At 62.7% G+C, this 25,865-nt stretch carries 20 protein-coding genes; 9 read left to right on the top strand and 11 right to left on the bottom strand.

Going from position 1 to position 25,865, the window contains the following annotated elements; all coding sequences use genetic code 11:
* Positions 1–17: 17 nt before the first annotated feature.
* Positions 18–1,040: a quinone-dependent dihydroorotate dehydrogenase gene (locus KW568_RS20540; RefSeq protein ID WP_004576446.1), complete on the top strand. Its 1,023-nt coding sequence runs from the start codon at positions 18–20 to the stop codon at positions 1,038–1,040.
* A 161-nt stretch (positions 1,041–1,201) separates the two neighbouring features.
* On the opposite strand, the gene rmf is transcribed toward KW568_RS20540, so the two are convergent.
* On the bottom strand, positions 1,202–1,417 hold the full coding sequence (rmf, locus tag KW568_RS20535; RefSeq protein ID WP_003248687.1) for a ribosome modulation factor: 216 nt from the start codon (positions 1,415–1,417) through the stop codon (positions 1,202–1,204).
* Between the two features lie 562 nt (positions 1,418–1,979).
* Between rmf and rlmKL the strand changes: the two genes are divergently transcribed.
* Together rlmKL and KW568_RS20525 are read left to right on the top strand one after the other, a co-directional pair.
* Entirely contained in the window at positions 1,980–4,172 is a 2,193-nt protein-coding gene (rlmKL, locus tag KW568_RS20530; protein ID WP_004576445.1) for a bifunctional 23S rRNA (guanine(2069)-N(7))-methyltransferase RlmK/23S rRNA (guanine(2445)-N(2))-methyltransferase RlmL, read from the top strand.
* Between the two features lie 94 nt (positions 4,173–4,266).
* Positions 4,267–6,657 carry a GGDEF domain-containing protein gene (locus KW568_RS20525; protein WP_003248691.1) on the top strand — a complete coding sequence of 797 codons (2,391 nt, stop codon included), beginning with the start codon at positions 4,267–4,269 and terminating at the stop codon, positions 6,655–6,657.
* Between the two features lie 130 nt (positions 6,658–6,787).
* Here KW568_RS20525 and dacB read toward each other — a convergent pair whose 3' ends face one another.
* The 8 genes from dacB to KW568_RS20485 all read right to left on the bottom strand — a co-directional run bounded on the left by dacB (position 6,788) and on the right by KW568_RS20485 (position 15,868).
* Positions 6,788–8,242 carry a D-alanyl-D-alanine carboxypeptidase/D-alanyl-D-alanine-endopeptidase gene (gene dacB, locus KW568_RS20520; RefSeq protein ID WP_004576444.1) on the bottom strand — a complete coding sequence of 485 codons (1,455 nt, stop codon included), beginning with the start codon at positions 8,240–8,242 and terminating at the stop codon, positions 6,788–6,790.
* Positions 8,243–8,442: 200 nt separating this feature from the next.
* Positions 8,443–8,787 carry a YggL family protein gene (locus tag KW568_RS20515; protein WP_003248695.1) on the bottom strand — a complete coding sequence of 115 codons (345 nt, stop codon included), beginning with the start codon at positions 8,785–8,787 and terminating at the stop codon, positions 8,443–8,445.
* A 41-nt stretch (positions 8,788–8,828) separates the two neighbouring features.
* On the bottom strand, positions 8,829–12,461 hold the full coding sequence (locus KW568_RS20510) for an ATP-binding protein (RefSeq protein ID WP_033726720.1): 3,633 nt from the start codon (positions 12,459–12,461) through the stop codon (positions 8,829–8,831).
* A gap of 8 nt (positions 12,462–12,469) precedes the next feature.
* A complete protein-coding gene (locus KW568_RS20505) occupies positions 12,470–13,087 on the bottom strand; it encodes a response regulator transcription factor (RefSeq protein WP_003248700.1) in 618 nt (205 codons plus the stop codon).
* 280 nt (positions 13,088–13,367) lie between these two features.
* Complete coding sequence (locus KW568_RS20500) at positions 13,368–14,699, bottom strand: deoxyguanosinetriphosphate triphosphohydrolase (RefSeq protein WP_003248702.1); 1,332 nt, start codon at positions 14,697–14,699, stop codon at positions 13,368–13,370.
* Between the two features lie 144 nt (positions 14,700–14,843).
* Positions 14,844–15,173: a hypothetical protein gene (locus KW568_RS20495; protein ID WP_003248704.1), complete on the bottom strand. Its 330-nt coding sequence runs from the start codon at positions 15,171–15,173 to the stop codon at positions 14,844–14,846.
* Positions 15,170–15,544 carry a phage holin family protein gene (locus KW568_RS20490; protein WP_003248706.1) on the bottom strand — a complete coding sequence of 125 codons (375 nt, stop codon included), beginning with the start codon at positions 15,542–15,544 and terminating at the stop codon, positions 15,170–15,172. The genes KW568_RS20495 and KW568_RS20490 overlap by 4 nt, the downstream gene beginning before the upstream one ends.
* A 9-nt stretch (positions 15,545–15,553) precedes the next feature.
* Entirely contained in the window at positions 15,554–15,868 is a 315-nt protein-coding gene (locus KW568_RS20485) for a YqjD family protein (protein ID WP_003248709.1), read from the bottom strand.
* Positions 15,869–16,180: 312 nt separating this feature from the next.
* Here KW568_RS20485 and KW568_RS20480 point away from each other — a divergent pair, with 312 nt between their 5' ends.
* The 5 genes from KW568_RS20480 to KW568_RS20460 all read left to right on the top strand — a co-directional run bounded on the left by KW568_RS20480 (position 16,181) and on the right by KW568_RS20460 (position 19,552).
* Complete coding sequence (locus KW568_RS20480; protein WP_004576442.1) at positions 16,181–17,389, top strand: ammonium transporter; 1,209 nt, start codon at positions 16,181–16,183, stop codon at positions 17,387–17,389.
* 73 nt (positions 17,390–17,462) lie between these two features.
* Positions 17,463–17,702 carry a glutaredoxin family protein gene (locus tag KW568_RS20475; protein WP_003248714.1) on the top strand — a complete coding sequence of 80 codons (240 nt, stop codon included), beginning with the start codon at positions 17,463–17,465 and terminating at the stop codon, positions 17,700–17,702.
* A gap of 108 nt (positions 17,703–17,810) precedes the next feature.
* Entirely contained in the window at positions 17,811–18,242 is a 432-nt protein-coding gene (locus KW568_RS20470) for a D-Ala-D-Ala carboxypeptidase family metallohydrolase (protein ID WP_003248716.1), read from the top strand.
* Positions 18,243–18,307: 65 nt separating this feature from the next.
* Positions 18,308–18,616 (top strand): hypothetical protein, encoded by a 309-nt coding sequence (locus KW568_RS20465; protein WP_003248718.1) that lies wholly within the window; start codon positions 18,308–18,310, stop codon positions 18,614–18,616.
* 51 nt (positions 18,617–18,667) lie between these two features.
* A complete protein-coding gene (locus KW568_RS20460; RefSeq protein WP_003248719.1) occupies positions 18,668–19,552 on the top strand; it encodes a pseudouridine synthase in 885 nt (294 codons plus the stop codon).
* Positions 19,553–19,897: 345 nt separating this feature from the next.
* On the opposite strand, the gene KW568_RS20455 is transcribed toward KW568_RS20460, so the two are convergent.
* Together KW568_RS20455 and acnA are read right to left on the bottom strand one after the other, a co-directional pair.
* Positions 19,898–21,463: a PAS domain-containing methyl-accepting chemotaxis protein gene (locus KW568_RS20455; RefSeq protein ID WP_003248720.1), complete on the bottom strand. Its 1,566-nt coding sequence runs from the start codon at positions 21,461–21,463 to the stop codon at positions 19,898–19,900.
* 240 nt (positions 21,464–21,703) lie between these two features.
* Positions 21,704–24,445 (bottom strand): aconitate hydratase AcnA, encoded by a 2,742-nt coding sequence (acnA, locus tag KW568_RS20450; protein ID WP_004577179.1) that lies wholly within the window; start codon positions 24,443–24,445, stop codon positions 21,704–21,706.
* 224 nt (positions 24,446–24,669) lie between these two features.
* Here acnA and rlmM point away from each other — a divergent pair, with 224 nt between their 5' ends.
* Entirely contained in the window at positions 24,670–25,734 is a 1,065-nt protein-coding gene (gene rlmM, locus KW568_RS20445; RefSeq protein ID WP_004577178.1) for a 23S rRNA (cytidine(2498)-2'-O)-methyltransferase RlmM, read from the top strand.
* Positions 25,735–25,865 lie beyond the last annotated feature (131 nt).

Raw genomic sequence — 25,865 nt, 5'->3', positions numbered from 1 at the left:
CTGAGCCTTGCCCGCCCATGTATACCCTGGCCCGCCAGCTGCTGTTCAAGCTTTCCCCGGAAACTTCCCACGACCTGTCCCTGGACCTGATCGGCGCCGGTGGCCGTATGGGCCTCAACGGCATGCTGTGCAAGCAACCGGCGTCATTGCCGGTTTCGGTCATGGGCTTGAACTTCGCCAACCCGGTGGGGCTGGCAGCTGGCCTGGACAAGAACGGCGCGGCCATCGACGGCTTCGCCCAGCTGGGCTTCGGTTTTGTCGAAATCGGCACTGTCACCCCGCGTCCGCAGCCTGGCAACCCCAAGCCACGGTTGTTCCGCCTGCCGGAAGCCACGGCCATCATCAACCGCATGGGTTTCAACAACCTGGGCGTTGATCACCTGCTGGGGCGCGTACGCGCCTCGCGCTACAAGGGGGTGCTGGGCATCAACATCGGCAAGAACTTCGATACCCCGGTCGAACGTGCCGTCGATGACTACCTGATCTGCCTGGACAAGGTCTACACCGCCGCCAGCTACATCACGGTCAATGTCAGCTCGCCCAACACCCCGGGCCTGCGCAGCCTGCAGTTCGGCGACTCGCTCAAGCAGTTGCTCGATGCCCTGGCCGAGCGACGCGAGCAACTGGCCGGTACACATGGCAAGCGCGTGCCCCTGGCAATCAAGATCGCACCGGACATGAGCGACGAAGAAACGGCGCTGGTGGCCGCCGCGCTGATGGCGTCGGGCATGGATGCGGTGATCGCCACCAACACCACGCTGGGGCGTGAAGGTGTCGAAGCACTGCCGTACGGTGGTGAGGCGGGCGGCCTGTCGGGCGCACCGGTGCGGGAGAAGAGCACTCATATCGTCAAGGTGCTGGCAGGTGAGCTGGGCGGCAAGTTGCCGATCATTGCCGCCGGTGGCATTACCGAAGGCCGCCATGCTGCCGAGAAGATCGCGGCCGGGGCGAGCCTGGTGCAGATCTACTCGGGCTTCATTTACAAAGGGCCGGCGCTGATTCGCGAAGCGGTGGATGCTATCGCGGCAATGCCGCGGTGACCTGACGGGCCGGTTCGCGGGCAAGCCCGCTCTTGCAGGGATAGTGGGTACAGCTTATGAGGTTTGCCAAGGCATAAAAAAGGGCCCCTTCAAGGGGCCCCTGGGCCTTCGCCCGCCGCCCGGATGGGGCGTGCATGGTAAATCGAATTCAGTGTCCTCGTTCAGCCAACGGCGTGATTTTCGTTGAGTCTATGGATGCCAGCGGTGCCAGTCATTCCGTCCCAGTTATCACCGCGACCTTCACGCCAGCCGTTGATCCAGGCTTGGCGAACAGAAGGAAGATTGAAGGGGCAAAGTTCGCGGGATTTGCCGGTAACCCCGTATTGGTAGCCACGTGAATATGCTCTTTCCAACGGATCACGCTTAAGTCTTCTCATAGGGTGTTGCCCTCACTTGTTGACTGTAATGTCCCGTCGGCCTCTCCGAGGCCGGGCAGAGTCGTTCTGCCGGTTTGCGCTCGCTGCCGGCGTGGCGAGCTGAAAGTGCCGCCTCGTTGCGAAGCGGCCTGAGACCAGTTCTATCGAATGCGAGTCACGGTGTGAATGATCGATTTGTCATAAGCACGTAACCTTTCCAAGGGTGAGGGGATAAGTAAATAAATGCGACTCAACCTTGTTTGGTGTTTAGCCCTGCAATGATCGGGGTTTGCCGTTCTTTGACGTCATTTCGCCAGCGTTGTTTGCGGATGACAGAAATAATTTGAAATGCGACGAAGGGTCACATTGGCCCGCAGATCGCCAGAATTACGCGTACTGCCTGATGATCTAAGCTGTCTTTGCCACTGGGCCAAGCACGGATCGGTCAGGCGGCCCGGCTTTTCTGCAGCACGTTGTGTGCCGCAGAGGGCCACCCGCACGCCTGCTGGAAAGGTGTACGGGCAAACATCGCGGGGCGATGCGTCGCCCCGTCAGTCAAATAGCCCAAGGCGCTGGAATACTCATGTCGGACCGTTTCGAACTTTACCTCACCTGTCCCAAAGGCCTTGAAAGCCTGCTCGCCGAAGAGGCCAAGGGCCTCGGCCTTGACGAGGTGCGCGAGCACACCTCGGCCATTCGCGGCGCCGCCGACATGGAAACTGCTTACCGCCTGTGTGTCTGGTCACGTCTGGCCAACCGCGTATTGCTGGTGCTCAAGCGCTTCTCGATGAAGAACGCCGACGACCTTTACGACGGCGTGCACGCGGTCGACTGGGCTGACCACCTGGCAGCCGACGGCACCCTGGCTGTGGAGTTCAGCGGCCATGGCTCAGGCATCGACAATACTCACTTCGGTGCGCTGAAGGTCAAGGATGCGATCGTCGACAAGCTGCGTAACCGCGAAGGCCTGCGCCCGTCAGTCGAAAAGATCGACCCTGACGTGCGTGTGCACCTGCGCCTGGACCGCGGCGAGGCCATATTGTCCCTCGACCTGTCCGGGCACAGCCTGCACCAGCGTGGCTACCGCCTGCAGCAAGGCGCCGCGCCGCTGAAGGAAAACCTGGCGGCAGCGGTGCTGATCCGTGCTGGCTGGCCGCGTATTGCTGCCGAAGGTGGTGCGCTGGCCGACCCGATGTGCGGTGTGGGTACCTTCCTGGTCGAGGCCGCGATGATCGCCGCCGATATCGCCCCCAACCTCAAGCGCGAACGCTGGGGCTTCAGTGCCTGGCTCGGCCATGTGCCGGCGCTGTGGCGCAAGGTGCATGACGAAGCGCAGGCGCGCGCGCAGGCCGGCCTGGCCAAGCCACCGCTGTGGATCCGTGGCTACGAGGCTGACCCGCGACTGATCCAGCCGGGCCGCAACAACGTCGAGCGTGCCGGCTTGGGCGACTGGGTGAAGATCTACCAAGGCGAAGTCAGTACCTTCGAGCCACGCCCGGACCAGAACCAGAAAGGCCTGGTCATCAGCAACCCGCCCTACGGTGAGCGTCTGGGTGACGAAGCCAGCCTGCTGTACCTCTACCAGAATCTGGGCGAGCGCCTGCGCCAGGCCTGCATGGGCTGGGAAGCAGCGGTATTCACTGGTGCGCCGCAACTGGGCAAGCGCATGGGCATTCGTAGCCACAAGCAGTACGCGTTCTGGAACGGCGCATTGCCATGCAAGCTGCTGCTGTTCAAGGTGCAGCCTGACCAGTTCGTCACCGGTGAACGCCGCGAAGCGCAGCCTGAAGGCACCGAAGCCCGCCAGCAGGTGCCGCAGGCCAGCGAGCCCGCGCGGCTGTCGGAAGGGGCGCAGATGTTTGCCAACCGCCTGCAGAAGAACCTCAAGCAACTGGGCAAGTGGGCCCGTCGCGAGCAGGTCGACTGCTATCGCCTGTACGATGCCGACATGCCTGAATATGCCCTGGCGGTCGACCTGTACCAGGACTGGGTACACGTGCAGGAATACGCCGCGCCACGTTCGGTCGACCCGGACAAGGCTCAGGCGCGTCTGCTCGATGCACTGGCGGCCATCCCGCAGGCGTTGGGCATTTCGCCGCAGCGTGTAGTGCTCAAACGTCGCGAGCGGCAAAGCGGCACGCGCCAGTACGAACGTCAGGCTACCGAGGGCCGCTTCCAGGAAGTGAACGAAGGTGGCGTCAAGCTGCTGGTCAACCTCACCGACTACCTGGATACCGGGCTGTTCCTCGACCACCGCCCGATGCGTATGCGCATCCAGCGTGAGGCTGCCGGCAAGCGCTTCCTCAACCTGTTCTGCTACACCGCCACGGCCACCGTGCACGCGGCCAAGGGCGGTGCGCGCAGCACCACCAGCGTCGACCTGTCGAAAACCTACCTGGACTGGGCGCGGCGTAACCTGGCACTCAATGGCTATTCCGAGCGCAACCGCCTGGAGCAAAGCGATGTAATGGCTTGGCTGGAAGGCAACCGTGACAGCTACGACCTGATCTTCATCGACCCGCCAACCTTCTCCAACTCCAAGCGCATGGAAGGTGTATTCGACGTGCAGCGTGACCATGTTCAGCTGTTGGACCTGGCCATGGCCCGTCTGGCGCCGGGTGGTGTGCTGTATTTCTCCAACAACTTCCGCAAGTTCCAGCTGGACGAGCACCTGATGGCGCGTTACGTGGTGGAAGAAATCAGCGCGCAGACCCTGGACCCGGACTTCGCCCGTAATAACCGTATCCATCGCGCCTGGCGTTTGCAGCTTCGTTGAGGCGACGAGGTACATTGCACGGCTAATGGCCAATAGCTATAACTGAGGGCAGGGCAAGATAATCCGCAGGACGCTGACGTGACGAGATGGGTGTATGTCAAAGTGTGGCGTGCGTGCGCGGTTGCTTGGCTTGTGCACAGAGAGGGCGTCCGCCTGGGCGATGGCGCTGATTGCACTGGTGGCGGGCGGCTTGTTGACCGCCGCCTTGGCATTTGCCGCGCACACCTTCTACAAACAGCAACTGCGCCAGCGCTTCGAGCTGCTGGCCAGCGAGCGCGCCAGCCGTATTGCCGAGCGCTTTGACGAACAGCAGCAGCGCCTGGACGGGCTGCGGCGGTTTTTCAGCTTTTCCAACGACATCAGCCCGCGCGAATTTGACGGCTATGCCCGGCCACTGCTACAGCGCACCCTGGCCTATGCCTGGGCGCCGCGCGTCGAGGCTGCGCAACGCGCCGAATTCGAGCGCCTGGCCAGTGACCATACCGGCCCAGGCTATGTGATCCGGGACAAGGACGCGCAAGGCCAGTGGCGCCCGGCGTCGCAGCGCGATCATTACTTCCCGGTACTCTATACCCAATCGGGCGAACTGCCCGGGTTGCCCTACGGCCTGGACCTCGCTGGCCGAAGCGAGCCTCAGGCGGCCTTGGCGCGGGCGTTGGGGCCAGGCAGCATGGCGGTGTCCGAGCCATTGGCCCTGTTCGATACCCACTCGGCAGAGCGCGGCCTGTTGATGGTCGCGCCGGTATTTTCCGATGCCGACCCCCGCGGTGCTGCAGCGGGTTATGTGGTGGCCTTGCTGAGCATGCGCGAGCTGGTCAGCGACGGTCGGCCGGTAGCGACTGATGACAACCTTGTCGTGCGCATCACGGACCCGTCTGGGTTACAAGGCCCCGTCGTGATGTTCGATTCGCAAAATCAGGTCGCGCCCTTGGCCCTGGCCAGCAATCAGTTGTTGCGCCTGGCCGATCACTATTTCCAGCTGAGCATTCAGCCGAGCCAGGCGTTCGTGCAGGCGAACCGCTCCTCGGCAGTGCTGGCGGTCGGTTTGTTGGGCGGACTGTTGAGCCTGTTGCTCAGCGTGCTGCTCTACAGCCTGTTGAGCCAGCGTCAGCGCGCCCTGGCCTTGGTCGCTCAGCGTACGGCCGAGTTGCAGGTCAGCGAGCAGTCGTTGCGTGGCACCCACAACCAACTGCGCAGTGTGCTGGATGCCGCGACCCAGGTGGCGATCATCGCCACCAACCTCAAGGGGGTGGTCAGCACGTTCAACGCCGGTGCCGAACGCATGCTCGGTTACGCGGCCAGCGAAGCGATCGGCCGCTTGCGCCTTGAAGACCTGGTGCTGCCGGAGGAGCTGAACCTGCGTGCCCATGCCTTGAGCTTGCGTTTTGGCCGCGCCATTGCTGGGGGCCAGGCGATGTTCGCTGAAACGGTACAGGAGCACGGGGCCGAGCCTGGCGAGTGGACCTTGCTACGGGCTGATGGCAGTCAGCTGGTCGCCAACATGCTGGTGACTGCCATGCTCGACGAACAGGGGTTGTGGGTTGGCTACCTGGCCATCTGCATTGACGTGACCGAGCGGCGCCGGGTGCATGAGGCGTTGGCAGCGCGTGACCGGTTGCTGGAAAAGCTCAGTGCCGAGGTGCCGGGCGGCATCTACCAATATCGCCTGGATGCCAACGGCCATTCGTGTTTTCCATATGCCAGCATGGGCCTGTATGACATTTATGAGGTCGACCTCATGCAATTACGTGAGGATGCCTCGAGGGTGTTCGAACGTATCCACCCCGATGACCTGGAGCGCGTGCGCCGCTCGGTGCGCTATTCGGCCGAACACCTGTCACCCTGGCGCGAGGAGTATCGGGTCTGCCTGCCCCGGGCCGGGCTGCGCTGGGTGCGTGGCGAGGCGACCCCGGAAGTGGGCGAGCAGGGCTGCACGCTGTGGCATGGCTACCTGACTGACATCTCCGACCTGAAGGGCGTGGAGGAAGAGTTGCGGGCGCTGTCGGTCACAGACTCGCTGACCGGTATCCATAATCGTCGCTACTTCCAGGAGCGGCTCAAGATCGAACTGGAACGGGCCCAGCGCGATGGCTTGGCGCTGGCGGTGATCATGCTCGACATCGATCACTTCAAGCGCATCAACGACCGCTTCGGCCATGCCGTCGGCGACCGGGTGCTGCGTAGCCTGTGCCAGCGCATCGGTCAGCGTTTACGGCGTACCGATGTGTTTTGCCGCTTGGGCGGGGAAGAGTTCATGGTGCTTTGCCCGGGCAGCGATGTCGATCAGGCGCGGTTGCTGGCGCTGGAGTTGTGGCAAGGGGTGCGCAATGTGCCGGTGGAAGGCGTGGGCCAGGTGACTGCAAGCTTTGGGGTGGCGGGTTGGCGGTCGGGCGAAGGCGCTGATGCCTTGCTGTTGCGCGCCGACGCCGGCGTGTATGCGGCCAAACAGGCCGGGCGGGACCGGGTGGAGGGGGAGTCGGCCTAAGCGCTGTCGGTTGCCGGTACCGAGCCTTTCGCGGCGAAAACTGCTCCTACAGGTTGCACAGGTTTGGTAAGCCGTGCTCACCCCTGTAGGAGCGGGTTCACCCGCGAAAAGGCCAATACAGGCTAACCAATCAATTAGCTGCTGTACTGCCAGCCAGCTTCGGCTGGCGATACAGGTCAAGCAACACCTGATCCAGCACCTGCGAGGCACCCCACGGTTTAGGGTCGTTGAGAATAGCCGCCACCGCCCAGGTATGGCCGTTGCTGTCGCGGCTGAAGCCGGCAATCGCCCGCACAGTGTTCAGTGTGCCGGTCTTGATGTGCCCTTCACCGGTCATCGCGGTGCGCTTGAGACGCTTGCGCATCGTGCCGTCCATGCCCACCAGCGGCATCGAGCTCATGAATTCGGCAGCGTAAGGGCTCTTCCAGGCGGCTTTCAGCATCTCGGCCATTTCCCGGGTACTGACCCGTTCGGCACGCGACAGGCCAGAGCCGTTTTCCATCACCAGATGCGGCGCAGTAATACCTTTTTTCGCCAGCCATTGGCGTACCACGCGCTGGGCAGCACGGGCGTCGTCACCATCGGCATCGGTGCGGAACTGCGCGCCAAGGCTCAGGAACAGCTGCTGGGCCATGGTGTTGTTGCTGTACTTGTTGATGTCGCGGATCACTTCCACCAGGTCTGGCGAGAAGGCGCGGGCCAGCAGGCGAGCACTCTTGGGCACATTCTCGATGCGGTCGCCACCCTGGATGTTGCCACCCAGTTCGTTCCAGATTGCGCGCACGGCACCGGCGGCGTAGGTGGAATGGTCGAGCAGCGACAGGTAGGTTTGCGAGTTGCAGCCGTCACCCAGTTGGCCGCTGACCGTGACACTGATGCCGTCGGCCTGGGGCACCGGGTTGTAGCGCACATCACCGGTGCATTTCTTTGAGGCTACCGGCTTGACCTGGTTGTCGATACGGATACTGGCAATCGGCGGCTCGACTGCGACGGTGACTTTGCCACCATCATTGCGCGCCACGAAGCGCAGGGCCTTGAGGTTGACCAGCAGCGAGTCGGGCTTGACCAGGAACGGCTTGTTATCATCACCGCCGTCGTCGTTGAACTGCGGCAGGTTGGGCTGCACGAAATGGCTGCGGTCCAGCACCAGGTCACCGGTGACGGTGCGCACGCCATTGGCGCGCAGGTCACGCATCAGCAGCCACAGCTTTTCCATGTTCAGTTTGGGGTCACCGCCACCTTTAAGGTACAGGTTACCGTTAAGCACACCGTTGCTCAGGGTGCCGTCGGTGTAGAACTCGGTTTTCCACTGGAAGGTCGGGCCAAGCAGTTCGAGGGCGGCGTAGGTCGTGACCAGTTTCATGGTCGAGGCCGGGTTCACCGACACATCGGCATTGAACACGGTCGGGGTGCCGGGGCCATCCAGCGGCAGCATCACCAGCGACAGCGCTGTGTCCTGCAGCTTGTTGGCCTTGAGCGCCTGCTGCACTTTGGCAGGCAGGGTGGTATTGACGGCGGCGTGGCTGGGCAAGGCAAGTGGCAACAGCAGGCCGGCAAGAACGAGGGGACGAAGCGTTTTGATCATAGTGAGTGAATACCCTGCGGCGAGGGAAAAGGGCTTTGGGGCTGTAAGAGATGATGGCCCCACGACGTAAACACTACGCATTATGCCCCAAGCGCAGCCACGATGCGTCACGTTCGACGGAAAAGCATCGCCAATAAAAAGGCCACCCGAATGGGGTGGCCTTTTCAGCAATCAACCTTTCAGCTCGAAGCTGACAAGTATCACTCAGCCTTGTTGATAGGCTTTTCCGGGTACCAGGCATCCAGCAGCGGGCTGACTTCGATTTTGGTCAGTTCGCTGCGGCCTTTGAGCCAGGCTTCAACGGCAGCGCGCTGTTCTTCGCTGACCGAGCCGCGTTTGACCGAGCACACCAGGCCGAAATCGTCACCGCCTACATAATCCAGGCCGTTGGCGTCCATGGCTTCTTCCAGGAACGCGTCGAGGAAAGCATCGATTGCCTGGTCATCCAGATCTTCCTTGAATTCCAGGTTCAGCTCGAAGCCCAATTCCTGAAACTCGTCGACACACAGCTTCTTGCGCAGACGACGGGAGCGGTTTGTGGCCATGAAACAATCCTCTTAGGTAATAACGCCGCGCAGTCTACCAGTTAACACGTCTGGTTGCCTGCCTGAGTATCTCTGCTTGTGGCCAATTCCTTGGCCAGGGCACGTTCCACTCGGCACATATGCCGTGCCAGTGCCTGGCGCCGCAGGCGCACCTGGGCAGTGGGCAAGTCGCTGGCCTCGAGGGCTTCACAGGCCGCCATCAGGTCAGGGGCTTCCAGCATGCGTGCGGCGCTTAGCACCTTGTGGGCCTGCTCGGCAATGGCGCCGCTGTCGTGTTGCGGGTGAAGCGCCATCAGGCTGGCCAGATCGGCCTGAAGGCTCTGGTGCAGGGCCTCCAGGAAGCGCTGGCGATCGACCGGGTCAGGCCCGACCACGGCGGCCAGGCCGTCCAGCTGGTACAGCTTGCGGCGGGGGCGTTGCTGGCGGCGCGGGCGAATGCCAGCCAGGCGCTGGCTGAGGGTGCTCAGGCTGATGGGCTTGAGCAGGCAGTCGTCCATGCCGGCGGTCAGGCACTTGCGGCGTACTTCCGGCTGTGCGTTGGCGGTATAGCCGAGGATGGTGCAGGGGGGGCGCTTGCCCTGGCGTTCTTCGGCGCGCACGGCAGTCGCCAGCTGGTAACCGTTCATGTGCGGCATGTTGCAGTCGAGTACCAGCACATCGAAGTCGCCTTCCCGCCAGGTCGCCAGGCCTTCCCGCCCATCGCGGGCGCTGGCGTGCTCCAGGCCCAGGTAGCCAAGTTGTTGCGCCATCAGTTGCAGGTTGGCCGGGTGATCATCAATGACCAGCACGTTCAGCCGTGGGTCGGGCACGTCGAGCTGCTCGGGCAGCGGTTTCGGCTGCTCTGCGCCATCCACCCGTTGCAGCGGCATCTTCAGGCGCACCTGGGTACCGACATCCTCCAGGCTTTTCATGGACAGGCTGCCGCCCATCATTTCGCACAGGTTACGGCAGATGGCCAGGCCCAGCCCGGTACCTGCGCGGGCGCCCTGGCTGTGCGGGTTGGCCTGGATGAACGGGTTGAACAGGCGCTGCAGGTCGTCGGGGTGGATGCCGATGCCACTGTCGCGCACCTCCAGCTCCAATACGGCGGGTGTGCTGGTACCGTCATCCAGCAGACTGACGCAGATGCGCACCTGACCATGCTCGGTGAACTTGATGGCATTGCTTACCAGGTTGGACAGCACCTGCTTGAAGCGCAGCGGGTCAAGCAGGACAGGGCAGCGTGCGGCCGGGGCGATCTGCACCTCCAGGGCCAGGCCTTTCTGTCGCGCCTGGCCATCGAAAATGCGCGCCACCGATTCGACCAGCGCCGCCAGGTCGACCACCTCCGGGGCCAGGGACAAGTGCCCGGACTCGATGCGCACGATGTCGAGAATGTCACCGATCAGGCCTAGCAGGTCTTTGGCCGAATGGTGTGCCAGTTCCAGCGCGCTTCGGTCCACCCGGCCCTGGTCGGCGCGCTTGACCGCCAGTTCCAGCATGCCGATGACGGCATTCATCGGGGTGCGGATTTCGTGGCTGATGGTCGCCAGGAACGTGCTCTTGGCGCGGTTGGCATCGTCGGCCTGCTGCTTGGCCTGGCGCAGCTCCATGACCAGTTGCCGGCGTTCGCTGATGTCGATCCAGCCGCCGATGATCCCCTGTACCTCACCCAGAGAGTCGCGGTACGGCAAGATCCAGTGGTAGATAGTCAATGCCCGGCCTTTGATCCGTAGTGGGCGGTCCTTGATCAGCGGCGAGCCCGCCGCCATGACTTTCTGGTAATCAGCCTGGATCTGCCGAGCCTGCTCGGAATCGGCAAACAGGCTGTCCTTGAGTTTTTTGCCGATCACTTGATCGGAGCGGGCCTGCACGGCTTCAAGGTAGCTGTAGTTGCAACTTTTCAGGCAACCCTCGCGGTCGCGCACATACATGGGGTGGGGCGTACCGTTGAGCAGGGCGCGCATGAATGCCAACTGGTCGTTCAGCGCGCGTTCGGCGCGCTGGCGCTGGCGAATCTGCAGGCGCAGGCGGGCATTCCAGAGCAGGGCCAGCAACAAGAGCACGACCGTGGCCAGCACCACCTGCAGGGCAAGGCGGCTGTAGACTTTGGTGTTGTCATCCTCATGCCTGCCAAAGCCGCGCCAGCGGTTGTTGATTACCCCCAGCTCCTCGGGTGAGATACTCAGCAAAGCCTTGTCGAGGATAGACAACAGCGCCGGTGACGGAGCCGTGGTGGCCATGGCGAAGTTGGCGGGTTCGCTGCCGACCGAGGTGCGGATGACCAGTTCGGGGTTGCTGGCCAAGGCGTGGTTGGCGTCGATCAGGGTGGTGATCACCGCATCGACGGCCCCGCTGTTGAGCAACGCCATGGAGTAGAACGCGCTTTCGGTCTCGACCCAGCTTATCTTTGGGTAGTCCCGGGACAGCATGGCGTTCATGGTGCTGTCCCGGGTAATGGCGATGCGATGCCCCTGCAACTGCTCCAGTGAACTCAGTGTGTTGTTGTCCTTGTGGTTGACCAGCACATAGGCGCTTTCGAGGTAGGGGCGGCTGATTTGCAGGTCGTCCCCTGGTTTCCCGGCGCTGGCCAGTGCGGCGATGACATCGGCCCGGCCATCCTTGAGGCGGGCGACCATGTCGGCAATGCCACTGGCGCGCTGCACTTCGAAACGCAACCCGGTGCGCAGGCGAATGAGTTCCAGCAGGTCGGCGGTGATGCCTCGGAAATGCCCCGAATCATCGAAATAGGACAGTGGTGCAGCCGCGTCATCGGCTGCCACGCGCATCACGGGATGCTTCTGCAACCACTGCTGCTCGGCCGCGCTCAATTGCAGTTGGCGATCGCTCAGCAACAGGTCGCTGCCGGCGCTCCAGCGTTTGAAGATACTGGAGCGTATGGCCGGGCTTTGCCTGTCCAGGATGGTGTTCACCAGGTCCAGCAGCACGGTATCTTGCTGACGCAAGGCAAAACCGAAGCCGATGGCCTCGTGTTTGCCGAAGTTGGCCATGCGCAGGCGGGGCAGATGACCACGGTTGAGCTGGTAGTGCGTGGAGATGGTGTCGCCGATGAACACGTCGGCCTGGCCGAATGCGACAGCATTCAGTGCCTGGCTGGAAGAGCCAAAGGCCAGCAGCTCGGCCTTGGGGTAGGCGGTGAGTACTTCCTGTTTGGGCAAATAGTGGTAGAGCATACCCAGGCGCATGCCGGCAAGGTCCATGTCCAGTGCCCGGTTTTCGTCTTCACGCGTTACCAGTACAGGTTGGTCGACGGCATAGGGGCGCGACAGTGCCAGGCCGTCACTGGCCGCTTCGTAGCCATTGGCGCTGCCCAGCAGGTCGATATCCCCGTGCCTGAGCGCCTCCACCGCCGCCTGCCGGCTGGAGAAACGCAGCACCCTCACTGGCAACTGCAAGGCCTTGCCGATCAGGCTTGCATACTCGGCGGTCAGGCCCTGGTAGTCGTTGCCGCCACCGGTGATGTCGAACGGCGGATAGTCGGGGGCCGACGTGCCCAGTACCAGTTCCTGCTGGCCTTCGAGCCATTGCCGTTGTTCGGGCGTGAGCACGGGCTGGACCGGGCGGGCCGATGAGCGCGCCAGTAACGTAAAAGACGCGGCTTCACGATGGCCAGCCTGTGTTGCGCCGCTGAGCAGCAGCAGAACGAGCAGCAGGCAGTTGATAGCTCGGGCCATGACCATGTTCAGACCAGCGCGTTGCGCTTGGCCATCTCGATCAGATCGACCAGCGTATTGACTTGCAGTTTGTGCATGAGGCGCTTCTTGTAGGTGCTGACAGTCTTGCTGCTGAGAAACATGCCCTTGGCAATTTCCTTGTTGCTGCGGCCTTGGGCGAAAAGTTGAAGCACCATCAGTTCGCGATCATTTACCTGGCGGAAAAGTTGCAGGTCACTGTCGGTCGTCTGGTTGTTTTTTATTGCCTGGCTGGGGAAGTAGTTATAACCGGCCAGTACGGCCTTGATTGCACTGAGCAGTTCGCTCAGGTCTTCCTGCTTGCAAACATAACCCGCTGCGCCCGAGTGCATGCAACGTACGGCAAACAATGCCGGGGACTGTGCAGTCAGTACCAGAACCTTCAAGGGCAGGGCCATGCTCTGAAAGCGGGCCAGCACCTCCAGGCCGTCTAGCTTGGGGATGCTGATGTCGAGAATGACCAGGTCGGGGTTGCTCTCGCGGATCATCTGCATGGCGTCTACGCCGTTGTCCGACTCGCCGACAATCTTGTAGTTCTGGTTTTCCAGCAGCATACGGACGGCCAGGCGAATCACCGGATGGTCGTCAACGATAAATATGGAATGCATGTTCAACTTCCCTGCGGTCGATTGAGGGTGACAGTGGGCACCTTATCGCAGTTGGAAGTCGTCAGGCGTGCGAGGAATGGCTGTTAGGCTTATATGGGAAACGGCTTACAAGATAAAGCAAAATGGGCTACGGAATAGGTGTGCTTAACTCGCTGTCAAAGCGATTTTGGTAACTTTTCATTAGTTTTTATTCGTGCCGTTTAGTGTGGTTACCTCGGTGTAGGAAGTTTCCTGCAGCGTGGTGCAGCGCCTGGCCGAGCCCGCGCTGCACCGACGCGTTTCAGGTCGGGCTGGAGCGCCCGGTCATCTCTCGGGCCATTTCGCTGGCATAGCTGTCGGTCATGCCGGCGATGAAGTCGATCATGCGCAGGAAGGCGCTGTGCAACGAGGCATGCGGGTCTGGCGCATTGTTGCCGATCAGGTCCAGCACCCTGCGACTCTTGAACGATGGCGTACGTCCACCGTGCTGCTCGAGGGCCGCACCGCAGAACGTGTTCAGCAGAATCTCCAGGGTGGTGTAGGCGCCGATTTCGTGCAGGGTCTTGCGCTTGTCCTGGAAGATTTTGTTGCGCGCCATGTCCTTGGCTTGCAGTACACAGCGTTTGGCTGGGCCATGCATGTGTTCCACCAGGTCGCCCGCCAGTTGCCCGGCCAGCAACGCCTGCTGCTGCTCGACGAAGGCGTGGGCGGCGGCGTTGGTCAGGTGTTCGATGGCCTTGCCGCGCAGGATGGCCAGTTTGCGCCGACGAGAATCGCGTGGGCCGAGCTGGCGGTAGGTTTCTGGCAGGTCTTCGCCGACCAGGTCAAGCAACAGCGCTTCGACTTCTGCGTATTGCAGCAGCTCCATTTCCAGGCCGTCTTCCAGGTCGATCAGCGCGTAGCAGATGTCATCGGCAGCCTCCATCAGATACACCAGTGGGTGGCGCGCCCAGCGCTGGTGTTCCAGCTGCGGCAGGCCGAGCTTGCGGGCGATCTGTTCGAGCAGGGGCAGTTCGCTCTGATAGCTGCCGAACTTGTGCTTCTTGTAGCCCAGGGCGTCGGCATGGCGGGCGCTCCACGGGTACTTGAGGTAGGTGCCGAGGGTGGCATAGGTCAGCCGGGTCCCCCCATCGAACTGGTGGTATTCCAGTTGGGTGAGCACACGAAAGCCCTGGGCATTGCCTTCGAAGTTGAGAAAGTCGGCCCGTTCGTCATCGCTCATGTCGTCCAGCCAGCCACGCCCGGCGGCCTGCTGGAACCAGTGGCGAATGGCGTCTTCGCCGGAGTGGCCGAATGGCGGGTTGCCGATGTCGTGGGCCAGGCAGGCTGACTGCACAATCATCCCCAGGTCACTGGGGGCGCACCAGTCCGGCAGGTTGTCGCGCAGGGTCTCGCCGACGCGCATCCCCAGCGAGCGGCCGACGCAGCTGACTTCCAGCGAATGAGTCAGGCGCGTATGGATATGGTCGTTGCTCGACACCGGGTGCACCTGGGTCTTGCGGCCGAGGCGGCGGAAGGCACCGGAGAAAATGATGCGGTCATGGTCTTTGTGGAAGGGGCTGCGCCCGAGTTCATCGGCGCTGTACAGGGCTTTGCCCAGCCGTTCGCGGGTAAGCAAGGTGTGCCAGTCCAAGGCGCGGTCTCCTGTCGTTCGAAGGCAGCAGCATACCCTGCAGGGAGCGCATTGTGCTGCGAAGAAAAGGCCGGCCCTTTGATGCATTTGTATCGATCGTACGGGCCTCTTCGCAGCACAAGGCTGCTTCTGCCGGGGCGAGCGTCAGGGCCGGCGGCCGCCTTGCAGGTAGAGGCGTACCAGCGGCAGCAGGGTGCTGCCCAACCGTACCAGGCGCGTCAGGTTGCCGCTGCGTACGCCCTTGCCGGTGAGAAAGCCCAGCGCCACCACAGCGCCGATGCCCCACAGTGGCGCATGCTTGATACCCAGGCCTTCATGTAGCGAGCTGCCCATGCCGCGCACGCGGCGCAGCGGTTCAAGCAACTGACCGGACTCATGACGGATTTCCTGGCGGTGCATCTCCATGCGCAGGCGCAGCAGCGCCTTGCGCAGTTCGCGCGGGTTACGCGTGTTTGGCAGTTCTGGCAGGCTCATGGCAACAGGCGCTCCCTGTCCTTGGCAAGTTCGTCGAGGGTGGCGCCGAAGGGCGATGATTCGTCGAACACCGCCGCCTTCAGGCGCACGCCGCAGTACAGTGCGGCAATGCCATAGAACACGCACAGGCCAATGATACCGGCCAGTCGATAGCTGTCCCACAGCAGCACCAGCAGCAGCCCGGACAGCGCGGTCAGCAGCAGCAGGGCGAACACCAGCGCCAGGCCGGCGAACAGCAGCAGGCTCAAGGTACGGCCCTTCTGCTCCTGCAACTCGATACCGAACAGCTCGATGTGGCTGTGCAGCAGCCCCAGCATGGCCGCGCCCAGGCGCTTACCCGAAGCGCCGGCGCCGTTGGCGTCATTCTCCATGGGTTCCCCTTAGCGCCGGTTGGCCAGCAGACCGATCAACAGGCCGACGCCGGCCGCGATGCCGATTGCCCGCCACGGGTTTTCCTGCACGTACTGCTCGGCGCTGCCAAGCGCTGCCTGACCGCGTTCACGTACCGAGTCCTGGGTCAGTTGCAGGGTTTCGCGGGCCTGGGTCAGGCGCTCGTGAATCTGCTCGCGCAACTCGTCGGCCTGGTCGCCGGCCAGGTTGGCGGTGTCGGCCAGCAGCTTCTCGGTGTCGCGCACCAAGGCCTGGAAGTCAGCCATCAATATCTCTTGTGCATTCTTTGCCGATTTGCTGGCCATGGGTCTCTCCCTGTCGATGAGTGTTGGTAGTTCGAGTGACAGCACGCATGGAAGGTTCAAGTGCGGCTGCTGGTATGGGCCTTGCTAAGTTTTTGCCACGTTGCGGAGCGCCTATGACCGGTTTTGCGCCGATTCAGGGCGCCCGCGCAGCGGATACCGATAAACCTTAACCCAATCCACGACAAACCCAAGAAAAAACCACGCAGGCTTCACCCCGCTCACCTGAACAGGGTAGGGGCTGGCACCGATTCGGTGCAGGGATGCAGGTTCTTGAACTGTCCTGGTGCCTTTTTCAGCAGGTCTGCCTATTTCATGGAAAACATGCACAGCGCTATGGACTCTCTGGTCCACGGTTCCAACACCCTGTTCATTCTCATGGGCGCCATTCTGGTGCTGGCCATGCATGCCGGCTTCGCGTTCCTTGAAGTGGGCACGGTGCGCCACAAGAACCAGGTCAACGCCTTGTCGAAGATCCTCAGCGACTTTGCCATCTCGGCGCTGGTCTACTTCTTTATAGGCTACTGGATCGCCTACGGGGTCAACTTCTTCCAGCCGGCGACAACGCTGGCTGTCGACCATGGCTATGCGCTGGTCAAGTGCTTCTTCCTGCTGACCTTTGCGGCGGCGATTCCGGCGATCATCTCCGGGGGCATTGCCGAGCGGGCGCGGTTCGTGCCGCAGTTGTGCGCCACGGCGTTGATCGTGGCGTTCGTCTATCCATTCTTCGAGGGCGTGGTGTGGAACGGCAACCTGGGCGTGCAGGCTTGGCTGCAGGCACGCTTCGGCGCACCGTTCCACGACTTTGCCGGGTCTGTGGTGGTACACGCCATGGGGGGCTGGCTGGCGCTGGCGGCGGTGCTGCTGCTGGGGGCGCGCCGTGGGCGCTACCGCGAGGGCCGATTGGTGGCGTTTGCGCCGTCGAGCATTCCCTTTCTGGCGTTGGGCTCGTGGATCCTCATCATCGGCTGGTTTGGCTTCAACGTCATGAGTGCCCAGACCTTGCAGGGCGTCAGCGGCCTGGTGGCGATCAACTCGCTGATGGCGATGGTGGGTGGCACCCTGTCGGCGTTGCTGGCCGGGCGCAACGACCCGGGCTTTCTGCATAACGGCCCGCTGGCCGGGCTGGTGGCGATTTGCGCAGGTTCCGATCTGATGCACCCGGTGGGTTCGCTCGCCACCGGCCTGGTGGCCGGCGCTCTGTTTGTCTGGACCTTCACCGCCGCGCAAAATCGCTGGAAAATCGACGATGTCCTGGGTGTGTGGCCGTTGCATGGCCTGTGTGGCGTGTGGGGTGGCATCGCCTGTGGCGTGTTCGGCCAGGTGGCGCTGGGCGGCATGGGCGGTGTCAGCCTGGTCAGCCAGTTGCTGGGCAGCCTGATGGGCGTGCTGGTGGCGTTGGCCGGTGGCTTTGCCGTGTACGGAGCCATTCGTGCGTTGCATGGCCTGCGCTTGAGCCATGAGCAGGAGTTCCAGGGCGCGGACCTGTCGCTGCACCGGATCGGTGCTACCAGCCAGGATTGAGCCTGGTCAGGTGCAGGGTGGGCGTGGCGCGCCTAGAATAGGCTTCTGTGTATGCCAACCCGGGACCTGCCACATGCTGCCTGAATGTCAACTGTTCGGCACCCTCGGCTGCCACCTCTGCGAAGTGGCCGAGGCTGTGTTGATGCCTCTCGTCGATCATGGCCTGCTGGTAGAGCTGGTCGATATCGCCGAGAGCGAGCTTTTGTTCGAACGTTATGGCCTGATCATTCCGGTGCTGCGGCGCTGTGACAACGGCGCCGAGCTGCACTGGCCGTTCGATACCGAACAAGTGGTGGCTTTTCTTGGGCAATGATGGCTGCAGAGGAGTTGCAACCCTGCTCCATGATCTGTGAAGCGAGCTGATGATCCGGTGGAGGCGCACCGTCGCCGGTAACCTTCTCCATCATCGGAATAGCTCGCCATGTTCATCACTCCACATTTCACCTTCGATGAAATGACCGTTTCCCAGCTCGCCGCCCGCGAAGGGTTCGATAATGCACCGCCCCTCGAAGCCAGGGCCAACCTGCAATTACTGTGCTGTGCGCTGGAACAGGTACGTGCATTGTTCGACGCGCCCATCATCATCAGCAGCGGGTATCGCAGTGAAAGGGTCAATCGGTTGATCGGTGGCGCCTCCGATAGCCAGCACGTGCAAGGGCTGGCGGCGGACTTCACGGTGATCGAGGTCAGCCCGCGCGAGACCGTTCGGCGAGTCAGCGAAAGTACGGTGCCCTTCGATCAGCTGATCCTGGAATTCGATAAATGGGTGCACCTGTCGGTGACGCGCGGCACGCCGCGCAGGCAGGTGCTGACCCTGCGTAAAGGCAGCGGCTACCTGGCGGGGCTGCAATGAAGCGCATTGACGGCAGCAAGGGGATGTTCGTATGCTGTATATAAATACAGTATCGAGGTGAAGCCATGCTCAATGTCGAGCAACTCAAGTACAGCGTCAACCGCATGCCCGTGGATCGGGTGGCTGACGCCGTTCTGGAACTGCGCCTCGAAGGCCTGGTGACGGGCGACTGCACGCCGTTCGGCAAAGTGCACTTCAATACCTGCTTCGCCGAGATCGAGGCCTTGTTCCAGCGGGCCGGTTACCACCGAGGGCTGGATGTGGTGGGTTATGAGGGGTTGCTCTATGCACTCTACGACCCTGGCCGCTGGGAGCCGGTGCAGGTACTGCGCTGGCTGAAGGAGCGCTGCGAGGCGATGGCCCAGGCTGGTTGAGGGGGCGGGCTTGGGCGATAATGCGCGGCCATGAACGTCTCGAGCCCAGCCATGACCACGCCTTTCGACCCCGCCCGCCAGCAAGCCAGTACGGTGTGCCTGCCACCTGGTAACTGGGTGACGGTGCTCGATTGCTTGTGTGACCATTTCAAGGCCATCGACCGCGCCCAGTGGCTTGACCGCTTTGCCCGTGGCCGGGTGCTGGATGCCAACGGGCACGCAGTTGCCGCCGACCTGCCTTACAAGCGTGGCATGCGTTTGCATTACTTCCGCGAAGTGCCGAACGAACGGCCGATTCCGGTGCAGGAGGTGGTGCTGCATGTGGACGAGCACCTGGTTGTGGCCGATAAACCGCATTTCCTGCCGGTGACGCCGACCGGTGAATACGTCGAGCAGACCTTGTTGCGCCGCCTGATCCGTCGCCTGGACAATCCGCACCTGGTGCCGTTGCACCGCATCGACCGGCACACCGCTGGGCTCGTGCTGTTTTCCGCCAACCCGCACAGCCGCAGCGCCTACCAGCGGCTGTTCCCCGAGCGGCGTATCGACAAGCGTTACCAGGCCATTGCCGCTGCCATGCCGCAGCATGCATTTCCGCTGGTGCACAAAAGCCGCCTGGTGCATGGCGAGCCATTTTTCCGCATGCATGAGGTGGAGGGTGAGGCCAACAGTGAAACCCTGGCCGAGGTGCTGGAGAAGAACGGTGAGCGATGGCGCTATGGGCTATCGCCCGTGACCGGCAAGACCCATCAGTTGCGTGTGCACATGGCGGCCTTGGGGGCAGGGATCAGCAATGACCCGTTCTATCCGCAGTTGCTCAATGAAGAGGATGACTACCAGCGGCCGCTGAAACTGTTGGCGCAGAGCCTGCGTTTCGAGGACCCGCTGAGTGGCGAAGAGCGCTACTTCGAGAGCCGGTTGCGGTTGGACTGGTAACACAGCACGCGGGTTAACCCGCGAAAGGGCCGGGCCTGCTGGCCAATTTCCACCCGCCGTTCACCGTTGCCGCCGCTACCGTATTCGCGGGTAAACCCGCTCCTACGCACGCATCGGTGGTTCGGCACAGGCCGCGTGTAGGAGCGGGTTCACCCGCGAAAGGGCCGGGCCTGCTGGCCAATTTCCACCCGCCGTTCACCGTTGCCGCCGCTACCGTATTCGCGGGTAAACCCGCTCCTACGCACGCATCGGTGGTTCGGCACATTCCGTTGTAGGGGCGGGCTTGCCCGCGAACACCGGCAGAGCCGGTGCCCTCCACCGCGGCGGAGGGCCAAGTCGCGAGCTTCAGCGGTTGAAGCGCTCCACCAGCGAATACTGGCTGCCCGCCGTGCTGGTCAGTTCCTCGCTCAGCAGTGCCGAGTGCTGCGCCTGTTCGGCGGTCTGGTCGGCCAGTTCGGCAATGGTGCTGATGTTGCGGCTGATCTCGTCAGCCACTGCGGTCTGCTCCTCGGTTGCAGCTGCAATCTGGGTGGCCATGTCGGTGATATTGGCCACCGCTTCGCTGATGCCTACCAACGCCTCGTCAGCCTGCATTACCCGGTCGACGCCTTCCTGTGCCTGGCGGTGGCCGGTTTCCATGGTCTGCACTGCGTTACTGGCGGTCTGTTGCAGCTTGGCGATCAGGCCATGGATCTGCCCGGTGGATTCGGCGGTGCGCTGGGCCAACTGACGCACTTCATCAGCCACTACGGCAAAACCACGGCCCATTTCACCGGCGCGCGCCGCTTCAATGGCTGCGTTCAGTGCCAGCAGGTTCGTCTGGTCGGCGATGCCCTTGATCACGTCGACCACGCCACCAATCTCGTCGCTGTCTTTGGCCAGTTGCGTAACCGTCTGGCCGGTCTCGCCCACTGCCGCCGACAGACGTTCGATAGCCTCGCGGGTTTCTCCGGCAATTTGCCGGCCTTGGCTGGTCAGGCGGTTGGCTTCCTGGGTGGCATCGGCGGTGCGCTGCACATGGTTGGCCACTTCCTGAGTGGTGGCGGCCATCTGGTTTACCGCAGCGGCGACTTGCTCGGTCTCCACCCGCTGGCGCTCCAGCCCCGTAGAGCTCTTGTGCGCCAAGGCATCGGACTGGCGTGCCTGGTCGCTCAGGAGTTCGGCACTGTCTTGTAGGCGGGTCAGGCAGGTTTTCATGCGTGCGTCCTGGCTGAGCATGGCCATTTCCAGGCGCGCCTGCACGCCACGGCTGTCGGTGTACATCTGCGCGATCAGTGGGTCGGAAGTGGTTTGCTCGGCCAGGCGCAGCAGGCGCTTGAGGCCGCGCTGCTGCCAGCTCAGGCCGAGCAGGCCCAGTGGTACCGAAAGCCCTGCGGCCAAGGCAAAGCCCCAGGAATGACCCAGCCAGTTGCCGATCAGGAAGCCCACCTGGCTGATCAGGATGAACGGTAGCCAGTCCTGCAGCACTGGCAGCCACTTGTCGCGGCGCGGTACCGGTGGCTTGCCCTGGTTGATGCGCTGATACAGGGCCTCGGCGCGGCGGATCTGCTCGGCGGTGGGCTTGACCCGCACCGACTCGAAACCGACAACCTGGTTGTTATCGAAGATGGGGGTGACATAGGCGTTGACCCAGTAATGGTCACCGGACTTGCAGCGGTTCTTGACGATGCCCATCCACGGCTGGCCCTGCTTGAGGGTTTGCCACATATGGGCAAACACGGCAGGCGGTACGTCGGGGTGACGCACCAGGTTGTGCGGTGCGCCAGTCAGCTCCTCGCGGGTGAATCCACTGATTTCGATAAAGGCATCGTTGCAGTAGGTGACCACACCCTTGGCGTTGGTAGTGGAGATCAACCGCTGCTGGGCAGGGAAAGTCCGTTCTCTCTGGGTAATCGGCTGGTTGTTACGCATGGGTGATAGTCCGCAGGGCTTTCGACAGGTATCGGCAAGCCGCTGGTTTTATTGAATGGATATTTGGTTCATTGATTGCACTCAATGACGGGTAAGTCAGATGATGACCGAATGGATGGCCAAGGGCCAGTGCTGTCGCGAAGCATATAGCTTTGAGGTATTGGCGTGTAGGAGACCGAGCGCCGCCCGCGCAGCGCTCGGTCTAGAGAGCGGAACACATCTTCGGCCAGACGCTCCGTCTCAACCGGCGATCATCTGGCGCAACACATAGTGCAGAATCCCCCCGGCCTTGAAGTACTCCACCTCGTTCAGGGTATCAATCCGGCATAGCACCTCGATCTGTTCCTGCTGGCCATCCTCGCGGGTAATGCGCAAGGGCAGGCTCATGCCGGGGCGAATATGTGCGCCGTCCAGCCCCAGTACATCGATCTGTTCCTTGCCGGTCAGCCCCAGCTGTTTGCGGTTGTGCCCGGCCTTGAATTGCAGCGGCAACACGCCCATGCCCACCAGGTTGGAGCGATGAATACGCTCGAAGCTTTCTGCCAGCACGGCCTTGACCCCCAGCAGGTTGGTACCCTTGGCTGCCCAGTCGCGGCTCGAGCCGGTACCGTACTCCTGGCCGGCAATCACCAGCAGCGGGGTGCCCTCCTGCTGGTAACGCATGGCCGCGTCGTAGATCGACAGCTTCTCGCCAGTGGGCACATGCAAGGTGTTGCCGCCTTCTTCACCTGCCAGCATTTCGTTGCGGATACGGATGTTGGCGAAGGTGCCGCGCATCATCACTTCGTGGTTGCCACGCCGCGAACCGTAGGAGTTGAAGTCGCGAGGCTCCACACCCTGTTCCCGCAGGTAGCGCCCGGCCGGGCTGTCGGTCTTGATGTTGCCCGCGGGGGAAATGTGGTCGGTGGTCACTGAGTCGCCCAGCAGCGCCAGCACCCGTGCGCCGTGAATATTGGCAATTTGTGGCGGCGGCCCGCCGATGCCGTCGAAGAACGGTGGGTGTTGGATGTAGGTGGAGTCAGCCTGCCACACGTAAGTGGCGGCCTGTGGCACCTCGATGGCCTGCCATTGCGCATCACCGGCGAACACTTCGGCGTATTCCTTGTGGAACATCGCCGTATCGACCTTGGCCACGGCCTCGGCAATTTCCTGCTGGGTCGGCCAGATATCACGCAGGTAGACCGGTTGGCCGTCCTTGCCTGAGCCCAGCGGATCGCGCGTCAGGTCCAGGCGCACGCTGCCGGCCAGGGCGTAGGCCACCACCAGCGGGGGCGAGGCCAGCCAGTTGGTCTTGACCAGCGGGTGCACGCGGCCCTCGAAGTTGCGGTTGCCCGATAGCACCGAGGCCACGGTCAGGTCGGCGCTGCCAATGGCTTTTTCGATCGCCTCGTCCAGCGGGCCGGAGTTGCCGATGCAGGTGGTGCAGCCATAACCGACCAGATCAAAACCCAGTTGGTCGAGGTAAGGCGTGAGCCCGGCTGCCTTGAAGTAGTCGGTGACTACCTTGGAGCCTGGCGCCAGCGAGCTCTTGACCCAAGGTTTGCGTTGCAGGCCTTTTTCCAGTGCTTTTTTTGCCACCAACCCGGCAGCCATCATCACGCTGGGGTTGGACGTGTTGGTACATGAGGTGATCGCGGCAATCACCACGGCGCCATCGCGCAGGGTGTGGGTCTGGCCCTGATGGCTGTAGTCGACTGCACCGGCCTGGTCGGCGTTGCCCACCGCGACACCGCCACCACCTTCGCTTTCCAGGCGGCCAACTTCTTTGGCCAGCGGCTTGGGCTGCAGCTCAATGAAGTGGTCGAAGGCTTGGCTGACCTGGCCCAGCGCTACGCGGTCCTGTGGCCGTTTGGGCCCTGCCAGGCTGGCTTCGACGTCGTCCATGTCCAGCGCCAGCGTGTCGCTGAATAACGGCTCCTGGCCGGGCAGGCGCCACATGCCCTGCGCCTTGCAGTAATGTTCGACCAGCTGCACGGTCGTTTCGGGGCGGCCCGAAAGGCGCAGATAGTCCAAGGTGACTTGGTCGACCGGGAAGAAGCCACAGGTGGCGCCGTATTCCGGTGCCATGTTGGCGATGGTCGCGCGGTCGGCCAGGGGCAGCTCGGCCAGGCCGTCGCCGTAGAATTCAACGAACTTGCCCACCACGCCTTTCTTGCGCAGCATCTGTGTCACGGTCAGCACCAGGTCAGTGGCAGTGATGCCCTCCCGCAGCTTGCCGGTCAGCTTGAAGCCGATCACTTCGGGGATCAGCATCGATACCGGCTGGCCGAGCATGGCCGCTTCCGCTTCGATGCCGCCGACACCCCAGCCGAGTACGCCCAGGCCGTTGATCATGGTGGTGTGCGAGTCTGTGCCCACCAAGGTATCGGGGAAGGCATAGGTGCGGCCGTCGGCCTCACGGGTCCACACCGTGCGGCCCAGGTATTCCAGGTTGACCTGGTGGCATATGCCGGTGCCCGGGGGAACTACGCGGAAGTTGTCGAAGGCGCTCTGGCCCCAACGCAGAAAGGCATAGCGCTCGCCATTGCGCTGCATTTCGATGTCGACGTTTTCGGCAAAGGCTTGCGGCGTGCCGTAGCGGTCGACCATTACCGAGTGATCGATCACCAGGTCGACCGGTGACAGCGGGTTGATCCGTTGCGGGTCGCCGCCAGCCTTGGCCATGGCGGCGCGCATGGCCGCCAGGTCGACCACGGCGGGCACACCGGTGAAGTCCTGCATCAACACCCGCGCCGGGCGGTACTGGATCTCGCGGTCCGAGCGGCGTTCGCCAAGCCATTGGGCAATGGCGCGCAAGTCGTCGCCGGTGACGGTCGCGCCATCCTCCCAGCGCAGCAGATTTTCCAGCAGCACTTTCAGCGACATGGGCAGGCGCTGCAGGTCACCCAGCTGGCGGGCGGCCTCGGTGAGGCTGAAGTAGTGGTAGGTCTGGTCGCCGACCTTGAGGGGCTTGAGGGTGTTCAGGCTATCGAGCGAGGGCATTGCCAACTCCTTCTGCACCGGTGCCCGGCAAATATTCACGGTTTGCCGGCAGCACCGCTCTGTATCGGTCCGCACGGCACGGACCTGGCTGAATGGTCAGGTTAGACCGGTTTACGCTACCTGACCCTTTTCTGGACCGGCGGGGCGTGTCGCAGGTTCCGAACTTCCTTTATCATCGCCGCCCTGCCGGCGCCTGTGGTGCGCCAGCCGTCGTGGAGTGAGAGATGAATACCCTGTTCATGCATTGCCGGCCCGGTTTCGAGGGCGAGGTTTGCGCCGAAATCAGCGAACATGCCGCCCGCCTGGGTGTTGCCGGCTATGCCAAAGGCAAGCCGCAAAGTGCCAGTGCCGAGTTTGTCTGTAGCGAGGAGGGCGGTGCCGAGCGCTTGATGGGGGAACTGCGTTTCAACCAGCTGATTTTCCCGCGGCAGTGGGCACGTGGCGGTTACGTTGAACTGCCGGAAAGTGACCGCATCAGCGTACTGCTGGCGCAGCTGGCTGACTTCCCGGTGTTCGGTAGCCTTTGGCTGGAGGTGCTGGACAGCAACGAAGGCAAGGAATTGTCCACTTTTTGCCGAAAGTTCGAAGTGCCGTTGCGCAAGGCCCTGGAGAAGGCCGGCCGCCTGGTCGACGACCCCGGTCGCCCACGCTTGCTGCTGACCTTCATCAGCGGCCGCCGGGTATTTGTCGGCGTGGCATCGGCCAGCAACAGCGCCTTGTGGCCCATGGGCATCCCGCGCCTGAAGTTCCCTCGCGAGGCACCTAGCCGTTCGACACTCAAGCTGGAAGAGGCCTGGCACCAGTTCATTCCGCGTGAGCAGTGGGAGCAGCGCCTGGGGGATGACATGACCGGCGTCGACCTGGGAGCCTCACCGGGTGGCTGGACCTACCAGCTGGTGCGCCGTGGCATGCTGGTGACAGCCATCGATAACGGGCCGATGGCCGAAAGCCTGATGGACACAGGCCTGGTCCAGCACTTGATGGCCGATGGGTTTACCTGGCAGCCGAAGCAGCCGGTAGACTGGATGGTGTGCGATATCGTCGAGAAGCCGGCGCGTACCACCTCGCTGATTGAAACCTGGCTGGGTGAGGGGCTGTGCCGCGAGGCGGTGGTCAACCTGAAGTTGCCGATGAAGCAGCGTTATGCCGAAGTACGGCGCCTGCTCGACCGTATGGAGGCAACATTCAAGGCACGCAAGATCAGGGTGTCGATTGCCTGCAAGCAGCTGTACCACGACCGTGAAGAAGTAACCTGCCACCTGCGGCGGCTCGACTTGAAGCCCCGCTGAGGCCAGCGCGTCGTTCTGCTTCTGCTTCTGCTTCTGCTTGTGCTTCTGCTTGTGCTTCTGCGTCTGCGTCTGCTTTTGCTTTTGCTTCTAAGCGCGCGATAGTTCAGGCGACGCAGATTGCGACTTCAGGA

It is taken from the genome of Pseudomonas sp. HD6515 (assembly GCF_024971855.1).
Taxonomy (GTDB): Bacteria; Pseudomonadota; Gammaproteobacteria; order Pseudomonadales; family Pseudomonadaceae; genus Aquipseudomonas; species Aquipseudomonas alloputida.
The sequence above is the reverse complement of the archived record's forward strand: the minus strand, read 5'-3'. Positions and strand labels throughout refer to the sequence as shown.